The sequence below is a fragment of the Marinobacterium stanieri genome (assembly GCF_900155945.1).
Taxonomy (GTDB): Bacteria; Pseudomonadota; Gammaproteobacteria; order Pseudomonadales; family Balneatricaceae; genus Marinobacterium; species Marinobacterium stanieri.
The window spans coordinates 211,241-226,778 of record NZ_FTMN01000008.1 but is presented as its reverse complement, the minus strand read 5'-3'; the positions used below and the strand labels follow the sequence as shown (position 1 = coordinate 226,778).

Annotated in this window: 18 protein-coding genes and 1 pseudogene; 10 read left to right on the top strand and 9 right to left on the bottom strand. The window is 53.6% G+C overall.

Annotation, left to right across the window (positions count from 1 at the left end; all coding sequences use genetic code 11):
• From BW956_RS17210 to catB, 4 genes are all read left to right on the top strand, one after another.
• Positions 1-282 (top strand): SPASM domain-containing protein (locus BW956_RS17210; RefSeq protein WP_476703395.1); only part of this gene is annotated, 282 nt, incomplete at its 5' end.
• 101 nt (positions 283-383) lie between these two features.
• Positions 384-794, top strand: coding sequence for a hypothetical protein (locus BW956_RS17205; RefSeq protein WP_076464647.1), 411 nt, complete (start codon positions 384-386; stop codon positions 792-794).
• A 25-nt stretch (positions 795-819) separates the two neighbouring features.
• On the top strand, positions 820-1,332 hold the full coding sequence (locus tag BW956_RS17200; protein ID WP_076464643.1) for a DinB family protein: 513 nt from the start codon (positions 820-822) through the stop codon (positions 1,330-1,332).
• A 41-nt stretch (positions 1,333-1,373) separates the two neighbouring features.
• A complete protein-coding gene (catB, locus tag BW956_RS17195) occupies positions 1,374-2,006 on the top strand; it encodes a type B chloramphenicol O-acetyltransferase (protein ID WP_076464640.1) in 633 nt (210 codons plus the stop codon).
• Between the two features lie 68 nt (positions 2,007-2,074).
• Here catB and BW956_RS17190 read toward each other — a convergent pair whose 3' ends face one another.
• A complete protein-coding gene (locus BW956_RS17190; RefSeq protein ID WP_076464637.1) occupies positions 2,075-2,611 on the bottom strand; it encodes a hypothetical protein in 537 nt (178 codons plus the stop codon).
• A gap of 195 nt (positions 2,612-2,806) precedes the next feature.
• Positions 2,807-3,577 (bottom strand): IclR family transcriptional regulator, encoded by a 771-nt coding sequence (locus BW956_RS17185; RefSeq protein WP_076464635.1) that lies wholly within the window; start codon positions 3,575-3,577, stop codon positions 2,807-2,809.
• A 211-nt stretch (positions 3,578-3,788) separates the two neighbouring features.
• On the opposite strand from BW956_RS17185, the gene BW956_RS17180 reads away from it, so the two are divergent.
• The 3 genes and pseudogenes from BW956_RS17180 to tatA all read left to right on the top strand — a co-directional run.
• The gene (locus BW956_RS17180) at positions 3,789-5,093 is read left to right on the top strand and encodes an OprD family outer membrane porin (protein WP_076464632.1); all 1,305 of its coding nucleotides are present in this window, start codon (positions 3,789-3,791) and stop codon (positions 5,091-5,093) included.
• 14 nt (positions 5,094-5,107) lie between these two features.
• Positions 5,108-6,676: an amidase gene (locus BW956_RS17175; RefSeq protein ID WP_083703127.1), complete on the top strand. Its 1,569-nt coding sequence runs from the start codon at positions 5,108-5,110 to the stop codon at positions 6,674-6,676.
• A 57-nt stretch (positions 6,677-6,733) separates the two neighbouring features.
• Positions 6,734-6,877, top strand: a pseudogene (gene tatA, locus BW956_RS17170) (twin-arginine translocase TatA/TatE family subunit); the annotation flags it as partial.
• Positions 6,878-6,942: 65 nt separating this feature from the next.
• On the opposite strand, the gene BW956_RS17165 reads toward tatA, so the two are convergent.
• Positions 6,943-7,674 (bottom strand): calcium-binding protein, encoded by a 732-nt coding sequence (locus BW956_RS17165; protein WP_076464630.1) that lies wholly within the window; start codon positions 7,672-7,674, stop codon positions 6,943-6,945.
• Positions 7,675-8,158: 484 nt separating this feature from the next.
• On the opposite strand from BW956_RS17165, the gene BW956_RS17160 reads away from it, so the two are divergent.
• Positions 8,159-8,617, top strand: a complete 459-nt coding sequence (locus BW956_RS17160; protein WP_076464627.1) for a hypothetical protein — start codon at positions 8,159-8,161, stop codon at positions 8,615-8,617.
• 1 nt (position 8,618) lies between these two features.
• Positions 8,619-9,125, top strand: coding sequence for a hypothetical protein (locus BW956_RS22310; protein ID WP_139327220.1), 507 nt, complete (start codon positions 8,619-8,621; stop codon positions 9,123-9,125).
• A gap of 123 nt (positions 9,126-9,248) precedes the next feature.
• Here the strand turns inward: BW956_RS22310 and BW956_RS17155 are convergent, their stop codons facing one another.
• The 6 genes from BW956_RS17155 to BW956_RS17130 are packed head-to-tail and all read right to left on the bottom strand — an operon-like array spanning position 9,249 to position 14,116.
• Complete coding sequence (locus BW956_RS17155; protein WP_076464624.1) at positions 9,249-10,088, bottom strand: class III extradiol dioxygenase family protein; 840 nt, start codon at positions 10,086-10,088, stop codon at positions 9,249-9,251.
• Positions 10,081-10,443: a protocatechuate 4,5-dioxygenase subunit alpha gene (locus BW956_RS17150; RefSeq protein WP_076464621.1), complete on the bottom strand. Its 363-nt coding sequence runs from the start codon at positions 10,441-10,443 to the stop codon at positions 10,081-10,083. The genes BW956_RS17155 and BW956_RS17150 overlap by 8 nt, the downstream gene beginning before the upstream one ends.
• Before the next feature lie 16 nt (positions 10,444-10,459).
• Positions 10,460-11,332 carry an amidohydrolase family protein gene (locus tag BW956_RS17145; RefSeq protein WP_217695145.1) on the bottom strand — a complete coding sequence of 291 codons (873 nt, stop codon included), beginning with the start codon at positions 11,330-11,332 and terminating at the stop codon, positions 10,460-10,462.
• A 21-nt stretch (positions 11,333-11,353) separates the two neighbouring features.
• Positions 11,354-12,418, bottom strand: a complete 1,065-nt coding sequence (locus tag BW956_RS17140) for a 4-oxalomesaconate tautomerase (protein WP_076464618.1) — start codon at positions 12,416-12,418, stop codon at positions 11,354-11,356.
• On the bottom strand, positions 12,411-13,088 hold the full coding sequence (locus BW956_RS17135; protein ID WP_076464615.1) for a 4-carboxy-4-hydroxy-2-oxoadipate aldolase/oxaloacetate decarboxylase: 678 nt from the start codon (positions 13,086-13,088) through the stop codon (positions 12,411-12,413). Before BW956_RS17135 ends, BW956_RS17140 begins: the two co-directional genes overlap by 8 nt.
• A 14-nt stretch (positions 13,089-13,102) precedes the next feature.
• Positions 13,103-14,116, bottom strand: coding sequence for an amidohydrolase family protein (locus BW956_RS17130; protein ID WP_076464612.1), 1,014 nt, complete (start codon positions 14,114-14,116; stop codon positions 13,103-13,105).
• A gap of 184 nt (positions 14,117-14,300) precedes the next feature.
• Between BW956_RS17130 and BW956_RS17125 the strand changes: the two genes are divergently transcribed.
• Positions 14,301-15,521, top strand: a complete 1,221-nt coding sequence (locus BW956_RS17125) for a LysR family transcriptional regulator (RefSeq protein WP_076464609.1) — start codon at positions 14,301-14,303, stop codon at positions 15,519-15,521.
• Positions 15,522-15,538: the final 17 nt, after the last annotated feature.

Genomic DNA, 15,538 nt, shown 5'->3' with positions numbered 1-15,538 from the left:
CAGCATATCTGGCATGAGTCGTTCGGATTTAACCACTTCCGCGGCGATGACTGGATGCAGGAGCCCTGTCGTTCCTGTGACGAAAAGGAAAACGACCTGGGTGGCTGTCGTTGTCAGGCCTATATGCTGGCCGGTGACATGAACGCAGCAGACCCGGTGTGCAGCAAGTCACCGCATCACCAGAAGATCCTTGACGCCCGCGCGGCGGCTGAGCAGACTAGTGCGGATGCGCCCATCACCTTCCGAAACGACCGCAACTCCCGTGTCTTTGCCAAAGGCTGAACGCCTTTTTCGTCTGGCCAGACCCTGTTGAAAAGTCGCTGAAACAGCGGCATTCTGGTGGGTCTGCCGCCAAGGAGCGGTTCAAGGCGAAAGGACACACGATGAAGCCCGTTATTCAGGAAGAAACCACCGGCTGCGGCATTGCTGCCTGCGCAGCGCTTGCCGGCGTCAGCTACAAGGAAGCCAAACAGCTTGCCGACACTCTGGGTATCCGAGCAGCCGATAAGGCGCTCTGGTCCGATACCCAATATGTGCGCAGGCTGCTGGCGGCCTTCGATATCTCGGCATCATCTTCAGAAACTGCCTTCACATCCTGGGATGCCCTGCCTGATCGAGCCCTGCTGGCGATCAAATGGCACCTGGAGCAAGACACGCCGTTCTGGCACTGGGTGGTATTCGTTAGAGAAAATGGCGTGGCCAGAGTACTGGACTCCAAACAGGCACTTAAATCCAATACCCGAAAGGATTTCGGCCGCATCAAGCCAAAGTGGTTTATCGAAGTCACCGGCTAACCTAACCTCCAGAAGGAATCATACGATGATCGCAGCTCAGGCGCGGGATATGGCCGCCTACAACCGCTGGATGAATGAGCGTGTATACTCAGCCTGTGCACAACTTTCAGATGAGCAGCGCAAGCAGGACCGAGGTGCCTTTTTCGGCTCCATCCATGGCACGCTGAACCACCTGCTGGTGGGCGATAAAATCTGGCTGGGCCGCTTCACTGATACGCCTTTCAGTATCACCGGCCTGGACCAGGAACTGCATGCCGATTTCGACGCCCTGCTGGCTGACCGTGAAGCCACCGATCGCCGGATTACAGGCTGGGCCAACGCCTTAACAGACGAATCCCTGCAGGGCACTTTGGAATATACAAGTGTGGTTAATCCTCAGCCCCGTCGCTATGAAATGTGGCTGGCGGTCGCACACTTCTTTAACCACCAGACCCACCATCGCGGCCAGCTCACCACCCTGCTGAGCCAGGCCGGACAGGATTGCGGCGTAACGGACCTTATCTGGCTGCCCGACGTTATGGAACGCAATAGCCTCTAATACCACTGGGCAAATGCCCGGAGCCCCCCCACGAGGAACAGATGAGCAACTATTTTGACAGCCCATTCAAGGGCGTCCCACTGACCGAGCAAGTCACCAACCCGAATATCAAGGTCGGCCGCTACAGCTACTACTCCGGCTATTACCATGGTCACTCGTTTGATGACTGTGCACGCTACCTGATGCCGGACCGTGACGATGTGGATAAGCTGATCATCGGCAGCTTCTGCTCCATCGGAACCGGGGTCTCTTTTGTTATGGCCGGCAATCAGGGCCACCGTCATGACTGGATTACGTCTTTTCCGTTTTTCTTCATGGATGAAGAACCTGCCTTTGCCGACGCCATCAATGCCTATCAACCGGCGGGTGATACGGTCATTGGCAATGATGTCTGGATCGGTGCTGAAGCCATGATCATGCCCGGTATCAAGGTGGGCGATGGCGCTGTTATCGGCAGCCGCGCACTGGTTACCAAAAATGTTGAGCCCTACACGATTGTCGGCGGCAACCCGGCTAAGGTGATCAAGCAACGCTTTTCGGATGACGAAATTGAAAAGCTTCTGGAAATGAAGTGGTGGGATTGGTCGCAGGAGCAGCTCAAGGGTGCCATGCCACTGCTGTGCTCGGGTGATATTGCTGCGCTTTATACTTACTGGAAAGGCCTGGCTGCCTGAGTCCCGCAACGGGGAGCCCGGTGACACGCCAGGCTCCCCGTTTAGGCTCCTAATCACTCGCAGTCAAGTCAATCCCGCTCTCCAATTGGCACCATGATGTGGGCATAGGGCGTCCCTTTCCACATCACATAGGGTCCACCTGCATCAGGGTTATCGGTAATCGAATCGGCCAGATCACCGGGAACAATAAGCATCAGGTGAGGGCCTTCCCTGATGAAATCATCCGCATTCATATGATCGGCATGGTAAGGATCGGAGTTACTGACGCCACCTTTCTCCCCATCCCCCTGCAACATGTAAGAGAACCCCATTTGACTGGCTTCATAGGGCGCCTTGGTTCCTACCGCCTGCATCATCTCCATCCATACAGCGTCGTTACACATGGGGGAACCATCATCGGGCATTGTTTCGGGTAAACACACCCAACCATTGCTGCCTTCTGCCAGCACTTCTCCTCTATACATGACCGTTGCATCTGCACTTACCATTGAAGGTGCTGCAGAGCGTGCCAGCTCTATCAAAGCGCCGTGATCCTCGGCCTGCGCTGACACAGTGACTGCGGCCAGTCCTGCCATGACCAACCATTTGCCTATTAACGTTTTCATTTTACTGCCCTGCTTTCTATTGCTCGGGTACTACTGACCGCTTGCCAGCAAGTTTTGGCAACTGACAAGTCGTGCAGGTAAGTGTAGTTCAGACCTACATGGCGGGCTCTACAGGGCACTGAAAAGGGAATACGGGAGAATGCAGGGTATAAAGCAGGACGATTGAAGCCGACAGAAATTACACAAAGGGCAAAGCTAGTAATTCAATGCCAAGGCTGCCCGTTGATATAGCCGACTGCGTTCAATTAAAAGGTGCTCAATACTGGCACGGGCCTGCTGCAGCAGGCCTGCCAAATCGCACTTTTGCTCGGCAACTCTCAGGCTTTGAGCATCCGCATAAAGACTCAGGGCAGCCAGCGTTTGCCCCTCGTAACGGACCGGAACCGCTCGGGCAGCAATTACGAAGGGCTGGGCGAAGTTGTATTCCCAGGTATTGTCGATGCGAACATAGAGGCCTTGCTGCTTTTCCCGATCCAGTGACGACAAGCAATCCTGATTCCCTGCTGCCGCCTGAACACAGATATCCTGCCGTTCTGCATACAATGCTCGTCCGGCAGCTGATACCAGAGGAGATGGTCTGGCACCAATCACGGTCCCTGCGGCGGTACGAATATTGGACAGGCTGAAGTTGCTCTCGATGATTTCAGGCCTTCCCGCTCTGGCCATGACAAAGTCAGATAACAACCCGGTATTCTGATGCAACTGACGTAAGACTGGCGCTATATCGCGCGCCAGCAAATGCAGGGGATTAAAGTTGTCGCTATCAATACTGAGTACCACATAGCGTTTATCCCCCAGCCGTCTGTAAACAACGCCCAGCGCCTGGAGGTCATCCATGATGCGTGTGATTGTTGGCTTGGGGTAGCCGGATAAAATATGCAGGGTTTCCAGGCCTGCCGAATCCAGACCGGAGGTCGAAAGAAGCTCAATCAGGGCTTTGGCTTTTTCCGTTGCTTTGGTTGTCATCGCCAGATGCTCTTTTAGACATCACTGCAGTATAGCACCTCGAATGTAACCGCATGTAACTGGTGGTTTTATAATGTAACGCTTTTATCCTTTTTGTTAATTCATTTTCTTGTTCCACATTATGGAACCATGGTTTGTTTACTCTGCCGACTTTTTCCATAGGATCGATATACGCCCCCTTTGATTCGACCTAAAACTAAAAAGCAGACACATGAAGAAAAAAAATTATTTATATTGGGGCGCTCTGGCACTGGCGGCTCCTGTGCTTGCAAGCGCAAGCGATTTTATAGATCAGTCCGAAACATCTATTCGGTATGCGCAATATTACTGGGATGAAGACCCTGATAAAGGATTCGGCCCTACCCGTGATGAGTGGGTACATGCCATTCAGGCGACCTTCAAATCCGGCTACTTCGCTGACCGAGTCGGTCTGGACTTGAGTGCCGCTTTGGCCGGGGACCTGAACGTAGGCGGCGAGGCCAACAGTCTGACCAACTTGAGCCCGAACACAAGTATTCAGGACCCTCACGGAATTGGCAAGCTGACTGAAGCCTACCTGCGCTTCCAGCCTCTGGGAGCCGACAATACGGGGCTTAAACTGGGTATCGGCAAGAAGGTCAGGTCTCGAACTCAGTATGCCGACAATACTACCCGTATCCTTCCAGCCAGCACTACAGGTGCCGACCTGGATTATGCGTTCAAACACGGGTCAGTTTATTTCACTCAAATTGAAGGCTTTAGTCCAAGGAATACTTCAGCTTCTTCCAACTCATTGGAAAACTTCAATGGTGATAAAATTGACCACCTTCGCATTTTAGGCACCAATTTAAAGCTTCCTTTTAATATAAGCGCCAATTTGGAGCACGCCGAGTCAAAAGATTATCTAAAATCATCTTTTGCCAGTCTGAGCAAATCCTTCACCCTCAATAATGACGCCAAAATCCAACTGCATTTCAAATACGGCAACCAGCAGGACGCCGGTGATCTTTTTGAAACCACGGGTGCAGGCCCCTACGCGGCAGAATCTGATCACGATGCAACCTTCTATGAACTAGGCGGCAAATACAGTCAGGGTCCCTATTATCTGGGTGCCCATGTCACCAAGACCCGTGGCGATGACTATGACCGTGTATTTTTTGCCGAAGACTATGGCCACTGGAGCAGTGCCGCCAAAAACTTCTACTGGTTCGGCCTTGAAGATGAACAGATGATCAAGCTCAGCGGCGGTATGAGTTTTGCTGACCTTGGTATTCCCCAGCTGCGTTGGGATGCGCACTATGCCTGGTCTGACGATGCAGCCGGCTTTAATGACTTTGAACGCACAGAACTGCAGAGCGTCCTGCAATACCGCTTTGATGGTGCGCTGAAAGGACTGCACCTGGCCTGGCTTCATGTCGAACATGACACCGAAGGTACGCCGGATGGCGTGCGCCGCACCTCTCTTCCCTTTACCCCTGCCGGCATCATTACGCATCACGCCGACCGGATTTACCTGAACTACACCGTGAAATTCTGATACGAGGTAATACCATGGCATCTTCCAGCACTCTTTCACGCCGTAGCCTGCTGAAGGTCGGCGGCGGCCTGGGGCTTCTCGCAGCCGCATCTCAGATCACCCCGGCCTGGGCTACAGGCAAGGGTACAAAAGTCAGCGTCAACTCTCCCGAGCAGCTACTATCTCTGTCTGCGGTCGACCTGTCGCAGGCCATTCGAGGCGGCAGTGTCAGCTGTTCCGAGGTAATGACGGCCTATCTGGACCAGATCGAGACGTACAACCCCACCTATAACGCCATAGTGTCATTGCGTGACCGCGAGCAGTTGATGGATGAAGCCTCCCGTGCCGATACCGAGCTGCAGCGGGGCCAGTATCGTGGCTGGATGCATGGCTTCCCCCATGCCGTTAAGGATCTGGCCGCCACCAAAGGGCTGAAAACATCCCTTGGCTCACCCATTCTGAAAGACTGGGTTCCGGGTCATGACGCCATTTTCGTTGAACGCCTGCGCGAGGCAGGTGCCATCATTATCGGCAAAACCAACACCCCTGAATTCGGCCTGGGCTCTCAAACCTACAATTCCGTGTTTGGCGTAACCCGCAACGCCTATAATCCGGACCTGTGTGCCGGTGGCAGCAGTGGCGGTGCCGCCGTGGCCATCGCCACGGGTATGGTCCCGGTGGCGGACGGCAGTGACATGATGGGTTCATTGCGTAACCCGGCAGCCTATAACAACATCATAGGCTTCCGCCCGTCTCAAGGCCTGGTACCTTTTGGCCCCACCAAGGAAGTGTTCTATCAGCAGCTGGGCTATGAAGGCCCTATGGGTCGCACCGTACAGGATACCGCCATGTTGCTGTCTACCATGGCCGGTTACGACTCACGCGTTCCCCTGTCACAGAAGTCCAACCCAACTTCCTTCGCTGGTAACCTGGACACCAATACCCAAGGCCTCAAGGTTGCCTGGCTAGGCGATTTCAACGGCTACCTGGCCACGGAGCCAGGTGTACTGGACGTGTGTGAACAGGCGCTCAAGCACTTCAACACCATTGGCGGCACCGTGGAAGCGGTGGATATGAAGTACCCAATGGAAGAAGTCTGGCAGACCTGGCTCACCCTGAGACACTTCCTGATAGCCGGGATCGCCAGTGGCTTGTATTCCAAGGAAAGCAACCGTGCACTGATGAAGCCCGAAGCGATATGGGAAATCGAAGGCGGTTTGGAGCTGTCGGCCATGGATGTGTATAAAGCCTCCAAGGCACGCACCAGCTGGTATCACGCGCTGGATAAACTCTTTGACACCTACGATGTGGTGGCGCTGCCATCAGCGCAGCTGTTCCCCTTCTCCGCCGACACGCATTGGCCCAAAGAGATCAACGGCCGCACCATGGACACCTATCACCGCTGGATGGAAGTCGTGACTCCGGGCACGCTGAGCGGTTGCCCTGTAGCCAATGTGCCGGCCGGCTTCGACAGCCAAGGTCGTCCCATGGGTATTCAGCTGATCGGCCGAAACAAGGAAGACCTCAAAGTACTCAAAATCGCGCATGCCTATGAGCAAGCCGCAAAGCTGACACAAACCAACCCTACACTGGTCAAGTCATAACCGAAACTGAGAGGGCTCAGGCCCTCTCGTTCCCGACAGCTTAAAAAGGTAATCGCCATGCTCGCTGGTATCAGTATCTGGCAGCTGTTGATTGTATTTGCAATCATTATGCTGCTGTTTGGCACCCACAAACTGCGCTCGGCAGGTACGGACCTGGGCAGTGCATTGAGTTCGTTTCGCAAAGCGGTCAATCACGACGAGTAACGCAGTGCAGGAGCTGGCGCTCCCCTTCCGCCAGTTTCTGCTCTTAAGAGCCTTCTTTCGGATCAGATAAATATAAAGTCGGTCTCAACCAACTCCATCACGCCGGTCAGCAACACATATTCATCCACATCCAACTGCATGAGCACGCCACCGGCATCCTCGCTGTATTCCCACACCACCTCATCAAAACTGTCATAAGTAGAGACATTCAGCTTATCGCCCGAGTCTACATCTGAGGTGAAATCAGTGATGGTTTTGGTTTGAATGACGCCTTCATCAAGTGAAGCTAAATATGCAAGATATGCAGCGAGGCCTCCTGGCCCAAGATCACCCAAATCCACATTCACGGGCTCTGTATCATCCACCTCATCGAAGACAAACAGGTCCGAGCCCTTGCCACCGCTCAGCATGTCTTCACCCAGGCCGGAGTAGATAACATCATCCCCCTTGCCACCATCTATCTGGTCGTCGCCACGGCCTCCCATGATCAGGTCATCCCCCCGACCACCATAAAGGCTATCCTTGCCCAGGCCACCGTTTATCTCGTCACTGCCATTATTGCCGTAAATTTCGTCGGCATGGCGGCCACCCAGAAGCAAATCCTTGCCATTACCTCCGTGAATTTCATCCGCACCCCAGTTGCCACGAATTTCATCCTTGCCGTTGCCGCCGTCTATCTTGTCCTTGCCTTTACGGCCATAGATTTCATCACCGCCATTACCGCCGCTGATAACGTCAGCTTCATCAGAGCCTTCAATGAGGTCCGCAGCATTGGTTCCATCATAATCAGCCATCACACACTCCCTATCCCCTGAATACAGTATTCGATTTATGGCCCATAGAGCCTGTCGCTTGCCCCCTGGCACAGGAAGCAGACAGCTAGGGAAGGCTAGCAAAGGCCTTCAGATCAACCAGTGTGACCATCCAACAACACTAAAAATGAAAGTCTTTGGTTTCAGTCGGTTAGCCAACAGGACCTATAGGAACACTCAGGTTTGTGCACGGAAATATGAGAAAAAGACAGGTTCAGCACCAAAGAAGTGCAGCCCTGGACAAAAAACGCCCCGCAGCAGGCGGGGCGTTGAGCGATGATTTTTGGGCAATGTATGTCTATTTAGTCGAAGGTCGTCTTCATTAAGATTAAGCGTCTTGATCATCATATAAATGCATGAAAATTTTCAAAAATCACGTTGCAATTTTCATACAGTTGAAAGATTCATCAATATAATAGTAATATTTATAAGATATTTTTATCACCATTTTTAAAAAGGAATTTAAATGGATTTCAGATATCTCACACCTGGTGAAAAAGAGCTAGCAAGAAGTGTTTTCTTTAATGAAATAGATTATTCCAAGATAAGAATTTACAATAGAAAATGGCAGTTTTTTCAGCCAAAAGATAGAGCAATGGCACCTAATGGAAACATCTATTATCCACAAGGCAGTAATCAATACAGCAGTAATTTTTACAACGCCGACATTCATAAAAGGGCAACATTCATACATGAATTGGGACATGTATGGCAACATCAAAATAAAATAAATGTAAAGTTAAGAGGCACTTTTGAGAGATCATACGATTACCTACCATTAAGTCCCGATACAAACTTTAATGATTTAGGTATAGAGCAGCAGGCACAAATGATCCGAGATTATTATTACCTCATGCATGGGTTCAGAGGTGATGGCTGGCCTGACATTGAAATATATAAATTAGTAATCCCATTTATAAAATAATATGAAAAATCTCATAGCAAGTTCGTTGATATTTTTTTCAGCATTTTCCTATGGTGGCGAAAAGGAAAAATGGCGTGATATTCAAGACAGTGTGTTAAGCCAAGTCAATAATGGTAACACACAACAGGCGTGGTGTACCGCCTGGCCTTTGGTTAAATCAAAGGATCCTGAGGCACTTGCTGATATTACTGCAGGTGTCATGAACAGTTTCATCTATCCACATAATTACCCTGAGGATAAGTTCAGCCACCTAAGGCTTTCATTCGTTTTGTCCTTTCAGGTGCTTGCAGAGAGCAAAGAGTCTAACCTCGACTTAATATATGTGGATTTTTTAAGACACGTACTTAATAGTGAGCTGTTTAAATCAGACGCTATGCAAACACGTTCCTGCTTAAACGATTCCAAGCCTAGCTACAGTGACTGCTTGGATATGGCACGTGAAGCTCGGTTGTTACCAAGCTGGGGACAATTCACATCGTCATTAGATGGTTACTGCCCTTCTCTCTAAAAAATAAATTAGAAGGCTATTTAAATGGCCGCTCTTGTCTTAGGTGGCCGGTAATCAGAGAGTAATACGCAAAAAAACGCCCCGCAGCTGACGGGGCGTTGAGCGATGATTTCTGGGTAACTATTACTTGTTCAGCAACAGTTGAGTACCGGCACCGGTATTGGAAATCGGCGCCACATAGTTGCGGTGAACCTCTTCCACATCACCCAGCATGCAGCCGCGCATGGCGATCCACATATTCAGTTCTACGCCTTGAGCACCAGCAATTTCGACCAGGTCGTCGATGCTGTACTTGGTCAGAGCTTCAGGATCGCTCACCAATTTGTCCATGCATTCGATATCGAAGTCAGCATTGATAATGCCGGCACGCTCACCGTCCAGCTGGTGGGACAGGCCACCGGTACCAAAGACAACAACTTTCTGGTCGCCTTCAAACGACTCTACCGCACGGCCAATCGCCTGACCCAGCGCGAAGCAGCGTGAAGGCTTGGGCATGGGGTGACGCTCGCAGTTGATGCACACCGGGATCACTTTCATGTGCTGGTAGTTGCGACCGGGGTACATGATCGACAGCGGTACGGTCAGGCCATGATCCACCTTGATGTCCTGACACACGGTCGGGTCGAAGTCGTTTTCTACCAGCTCATTGATGATGTGCCAGGACAGCTCGGTTTCACCGGTCACCGGTGGAATAGTGGCGATACCCCAGCCCTCATCCGCATTTTCATACTGGGGTGCACAACCGATCGCGAAGGTCGGCTTCTTATCGAGGAACATCTCCAGGCCGTGATCGTTGTAGAACACGATGGCAATATCCGGCTGTTCCTTGTTCAGCCACTCGCGAATGGGCGGGTAGCCGGCAAAGAAATCTTTCCAGTAAGGGGTGTCTTCAATGCCCTTATCCATGGCGATGCCGATCGCCGGAATGTGGGAGGTGGTGATACCACCGATGATTTTAGCCATTGTTTTTCCCCCTGCCCTGACTGTCTAGATAGGCCTGAAATTCTTCTGTGGTGCGGCCGGTTTGAATGCCGCCGACATCCTGCACGTTGAGGCCGAGCACACCCGCAAACTTGGCCAGGTAGTAGATGCTGCCGCCCTCGCGCTCCAGCGTCATGATGTCACGTTTAAGCACGGCTTCTTTCTGGACCTCGGTCAGTCCGAACTTGTCGCAATAGGCAGCTTCATCCTGCTTGAACGCTTCACGGCCTTCGGCGTTGTTGAATGAAAAGCACATTTTATTCAGTGCATAGCCTTTGGTGGCCATGGCACCGTCAAAGAAAATGGTGCCCGGAATGTCGCGATGTTTGGAACTCATACTGAACCCTCCTCAGTTACGACCAGTAAAGTCGCATCGGGTTGTCGATCAGCAGCTTTTGCTGCAACTCGGCCGTGGGGGCGATCTGCGGGATAACATCCACCAGCTGACCATCATCCGGCGTATGGGATTTCATATTCGGGTGCGGCCAGTCGGTGCCCCAGAGCACGCGGTCCGGGAAGGTTTCCACCAGTGTTTTGGCAAACGGCACCACATCGGAATAGTCCGGCGGGGTCTGGGTCAAACGCTCAGGGCAGGACACCTTGGTCCAGATTTTGTCGTTGTTCTTCATCAGGTCGATAAAGCGCTGAAAATCCGGATGGTCCACACCCTTGGTCACATCGGGACGCCCCATGTGATCAACCACAATCGTGGTGTTCAGCTCATTCAGGAAGGGCGTCAGCTCTTCCAGGTCCGGTGCTTCGAAATACACCACGATATGCCAGCCCAGCGGCTTGATCTTCTCGGCAATCGACAGGAATACCTCTTTGGGTGTGGTGTCCACCAGACGCTTAACGAAGTTGAAGCGCACGGCACGTACACCGGCTGCGTCCATCGCCCTGAGTTCGTCTTCGCTGATGGCCGGATCAACCACCGCCACACCGCGGGCCAACTCACCGGCGCTTTCCAGCGCATCGATCAGCGCTGCATTATCGGTGCCATGGCAGGAGGCCTGCACGATCACATTGCGGGAGAAACCCAGGTAGTCACGCAACTCAAACAGTTTTTCCTTGGACGCATCACAGGGCGTGTACTTGCGCTTGGGGTGGTAGGGAAACTTGTCCGCCGGACCAAACACGTGGCAATGGGCATCCACGGCACCCTCGGGCGCCTTGAACGCAGGCTTGCTCGGGTTGGCATGGAACGGAAGGTAATCAGGATCCATCATCTTGCTACACCTGGTTCTCAGTTAATTATTATGGGCAAATACGACGCCATCAAACAGCTTGCGCGCCGTGCGCAGGATGGCGGCAGAAGTGACCTGGCCAGTGCTGTCCATGTCCAGAATCACGCTCATTTCGCCAATCGGATGCTCCACCGACAGGGTTTTACGGGCACCAACGGGAATATCAGCCACGGCAGCAGCGGGTGAACCGGTCAGCACGGCAGCCGTGGCCACACTCACTGCGCCCAGCACACCGATGGAGGCATGGCAGCGATGCGGAATAAAGGTACGCGTAGAAAGGGCGCCGCCATTGATCGCCGGGCTGACCATGCTCATTTTGGGGACCGATTTCTCGCTTACGTCACCCAGGTTCATCATTGGACCGGCCTGCAGCCGAATCGACTCCAGCTTTTCTCGCAGGGCCGTATTGGCTTCCAGCTCTTCGCGAGACTCAGTACCGCTGATGCCCATATCCTCGGCGCGCATCACCACAACCGGCATACCGTTGTCGATCAACGTAACCTCAACACCATCGATCACGTCGACTGCATTACCGGTCGGCAGCAAGGCACCACAGCTGGAACCGGCGGTATCCTCGAAGGTAATGGGCACCGCCGCTGAACTGCCCGGCACACCGTCGATACGGGCATCGCCTGAGTAACTCACCTGTGCGTTGGGCGTACTGACACGGGCACGGGCGATCTGACCGGTATTTTCCATATAGATACGCACTTCAGTTTCGCCATCCTCTGCCTTAACCAGACCACGTTCAATCGCGAAGGGGCCCACACCGGCGAGGATGTTGCCGCAGTTCTGCGCATCGGTGACGATGGCCTGATCCACGAATACCTGCAGGAACAGGTAATCCACATCGGCATCATCACGCTCGGACGCTTTCACCACCGCGACCTTTGAGGTGAGCGGGTCAGCGCCGCCCATGCCATCAATCTGGCGCGGGTCTGGCGAGCCCATCATGCCCAGCAGAAAGGCATCGCGCTCGGCCACATCAGAGGGCAGATCAGATGCGAGGAAGTAGCCTCCCTTGGAGGTACCGCCGCGCATCCACATGCAGCGTATGCCCTTAGACATACTTCAGGCCCTTCTCTTTCAGACGCGGGCGCATGTCATAGATATCCAGACCCAGCTCGCCGTTGGCCATGCGCACGCGCTTGGACTCTTCAAGCGCCATACGCTTCTGCGCCAGCTCCAGCACTTCGGCAGCCTTCTCGCGGCGTACAACGACAACACCGTCATCATCGGCCACGATCACATCACCGGGATGGATCAGCGCATCAGCACACACCATCGGTATATTCACCGAGCCCAGTGTCTCCTTGATGGTGCCTTCGGCGAAGACCGCCTTGGACCAGACCGGGAAGTTCATCTGGCGCAGGTCACGGGTATCACGCACGCCGCCATCGATGATCAGACCAACAACGCCGCGGGACTGTGCCGAGGTTGCCAGCAGGTCACCGAAGAAACCATGAACCGAAGGAGATGTGGGCGCAAACACCATCATGTCACCGGGCTGACATTGCTCGATGGCTACATGCATCATCCAGTTGTCACCGGCAGCACCGGAGATCGTCACGGCAGAACCGGCGACCGCCACATCCTGCTGGATAGGACGCATATAATGCGCCAGCAAACCGACACGGCCCTGAGCCTCATGAATGGTGGCCACGCCACATTCGGCCAGACCATCGATCACGCTCTGCTCGGCGCGTTCAATATTCTGTACGACAATATTCTCTCTCATGCTCGACTCCTCCCTCAGGCCGGAATTTGCAGGCGACTGAATACACGACGGCTGTTGTGCTCGAAGATCTCCTGCTTCTGCTCAGCAGTCAGGGCAGTATTGCCGTCGATATAACGCTTGGTGTCATCGAAGAAATGACCTGTCTCCGGGTCGACCCCGCGGACCGCGCCGATCATTTCGGAGGCGAACAGGATGTTCTTGGTGGGGACAATATCAAGCAACAGGTCGATACCGCGCTGATGGTACACACAGGTATCGAAGTAGATGTTGTTGAGTACGCGCTCTTCCAGCTCGAAGCCCTGGTCCAGCGCCATGCCACGGAAACGGCCCCAGTGATAGGGAACAGCACCACCGCCATGCGGGATAATGATTTTCAGCTCGGGGAAGTCCTTGAACACATCGGACATCATCAGCTGTTGGAAGCCGGTAGTGTCGGCACCCAGGTAGTGTGAGCCGGTGGTGTGAAAGCACTCGTTGCAGGCCGCACTCACGTGCACCATGGCCGGGATATCGTACTCGACCATCTTTTCATAGATCGGGTAGAAGGAGCGGTCCGCCAAAGAGGAACCGTTCCAGTGACCGCCACTGGGGTCCGGGTTCAGGTTGATGCCGATAAAGCCCATCTGCTCAATGGTCCGCACGATTTCAGGTACGGACTTGGCCGGATCAACACCCGGCGACTGCGGCAGCTGCGCAACAGGGGCAAAGTTTTTCGGGAACAGATCACAGACGCGGCGAATCAGATCGTTCTGATGTTCGGTCCAGAACTGGCTGGTATGCTCGTTACCGATATGGTGACCCATCCAGCTCGCACGCGGCGAGAAGATGGTCAGGTCGGTGCCGCGTTCCTGCTGCAGGCGCAGCTGGTTCTTTTCGATGGTTTCACGGATCTCATCATCACTGATGATGATCTGACCTTTCTCACCGATGAAATCGGGGTCCTTGGCGACCGCTTCTTTTTGTTTTTCTCGGTACTCACCTACCTGCGGCGGCGTGGTGGTGTAGTGACCATGACAATCGATAATCATCTCAGACAACCTTCAATAGAATTGCTTTAACTGAATCGCACGACTGAATCACGTAAATGAACGCAGCGTTTCCTGATGCCCCCTAGTATTGGCACTAAAATGGAGACTGGCCATTTCAATTTGACCGCAATACTATTGATTTTTGAGAACGCCTCGTCGATAACTCAACCTTTCCGGAGCCGCCATGCAGTTTTCAATGCCCAACCTGCGACACCTGCGCGTATTCATGGAAGTCGCCAAATACCGCAGTATCAGCAAGGCTGCGCCTCAGGTTTTTCTGTCTCAACCGGCGATTACCCAGGCGATAGGAAAACTGGAAGCTTTATTGGAAACGGACTTGTTCGAGCGCCACTCCAACGGCATGTTTCCGACGCCATCGGGCGAGGTCTGGCGTAACCGTGTGGGGCGTTGCATGGACTACTTGGAACGAGGTATCCGTGCTGCCCTGAAGAGCAGCCAGGCGCAAACGGGCAGCCCGGCACAACTGCTGCCCCTGCTCACCACGACGCAACTGAGGGCGCTTATAGCCGTCACCGAGAGCCACAGTTTCAGTGTCGCCAGCCGTCATCTGGAGCTGTCACAGTCATCGTTGCACCGGGCCGGACGAGAGCTGGAAAGTCTGCTGGGTATCACATTATTCGAAAAGACTCGCAGCGGTATAGTGCCCACCCGCGCCGCCGAGATTCTGTCCCGTGCGGCCAAGCTGGGCTTTTCCGAAATTGAACAGGGCTTCTACGAGATCAGCGCCCTGCAGTTTCGGGAGGTGGGCAAGATCGTCATGGGCAGCATGCCCCTGGCCCGTACCTCGATTCTCCCGGATGTAATCAACCGCTTCAGCGAAGCGCATCCGGATATAGGTCTCAATGTGGTTGATGCTCCCTATGATGACCTGCTGTTCCACCTGCGCTCAGGCGATCTGGACCTGTTGATTGGTGCCCTGCGCTTTCCACCGCCCGCCGACGACATCATCCAGGAAGAGCTGCTGTCGCCACCGCTGGCTATCGTGGCACGCAAGGACCATCCGCTGCGCAAGGCCAGTGCGCTCAGCCTGGAGCAATTGGCCCAGTGCAGCTGGGTTGTGCCCCGCAGTGGAACCCCTACACGTGCATTTTTTGATACCCTGTTCAGTGACAGGGGCATTGCCACCCCCACCCGCCTCGTCGAAACCAGTTCACAAATACTTATTCGAGAACTTTTAAGAGGCAGTGACCGTTTGACCCTGATTTCCACCCATCAGGTGGAGCATGAATTACGTCAGGGCATCCTCAGTGTCATCCCCTTCTCCCTGAGCCACACACGCCGGCCTATCGGCATTACGGTACGTCGTGACTGGCAGCCCACACCCACACAAAGTCATTTTCTGGAGATGCTGAAAGAGGCCGCCTTGCGCTACTCCGACATCTAGCAAAACCACCCTGCTTT

Coding starts and splice junctions, on each gene's coding strand:
- BW956_RS17205 (WP_076464647.1), top strand. CDS start 384: ATGAAGCCCGTTATTCAGGAAGAAACCACCGGCTGCGGCATTGCTGCC.
- BW956_RS17200 (WP_076464643.1), top strand. CDS start 820: ATGATCGCAGCTCAGGCGCGGGATATGGCCGCCTACAACCGCTGGATG.
- catB (WP_076464640.1), top strand. CDS start 1,374: ATGAGCAACTATTTTGACAGCCCATTCAAGGGCGTCCCACTGACCGAG.
- BW956_RS17190 (WP_076464637.1), bottom strand. CDS start 2,611: ATGAAAACGTTAATAGGCAAATGGTTGGTCATGGCAGGACTGGCCGCA.
- BW956_RS17185 (WP_076464635.1), bottom strand. CDS start 3,577: ATGACAACCAAAGCAACGGAAAAAGCCAAAGCCCTGATTGAGCTTCTT.
- BW956_RS17180 (WP_076464632.1), top strand. CDS start 3,789: ATGAAGAAAAAAAATTATTTATATTGGGGCGCTCTGGCACTGGCGGCT.
- BW956_RS17175 (WP_083703127.1), top strand. CDS start 5,108: ATGGCATCTTCCAGCACTCTTTCACGCCGTAGCCTGCTGAAGGTCGGC.
- BW956_RS17165 (WP_076464630.1), bottom strand. CDS start 7,674: ATGGCTGATTATGATGGAACCAATGCTGCGGACCTCATTGAAGGCTCT.
- BW956_RS17160 (WP_076464627.1), top strand. CDS start 8,159: ATGGATTTCAGATATCTCACACCTGGTGAAAAAGAGCTAGCAAGAAGT.
- BW956_RS22310 (WP_139327220.1), top strand. CDS start 8,619: ATGAAAAATCTCATAGCAAGTTCGTTGATATTTTTTTCAGCATTTTCC.
- BW956_RS17155 (WP_076464624.1), bottom strand. CDS start 10,088: ATGGCTAAAATCATCGGTGGTATCACCACCTCCCACATTCCGGCGATC.
- BW956_RS17150 (WP_076464621.1), bottom strand. CDS start 10,443: ATGAGTTCCAAACATCGCGACATTCCGGGCACCATTTTCTTTGACGGT.
- BW956_RS17145 (WP_217695145.1), bottom strand. CDS start 11,332: ATGATGGATCCTGATTACCTTCCGTTCCATGCCAACCCGAGCAAGCCT.
- BW956_RS17140 (WP_076464618.1), bottom strand. CDS start 12,418: ATGTCTAAGGGCATACGCTGCATGTGGATGCGCGGCGGTACCTCCAAG.
- BW956_RS17135 (WP_076464615.1), bottom strand. CDS start 13,088: ATGAGAGAGAATATTGTCGTACAGAATATTGAACGCGCCGAGCAGAGC.
- BW956_RS17130 (WP_076464612.1), bottom strand. CDS start 14,116: ATGATTATCGATTGTCATGGTCACTACACCACCACGCCGCCGCAGGTA.
- BW956_RS17125 (WP_076464609.1), top strand. CDS start 14,301: ATGCAGTTTTCAATGCCCAACCTGCGACACCTGCGCGTATTCATGGAA.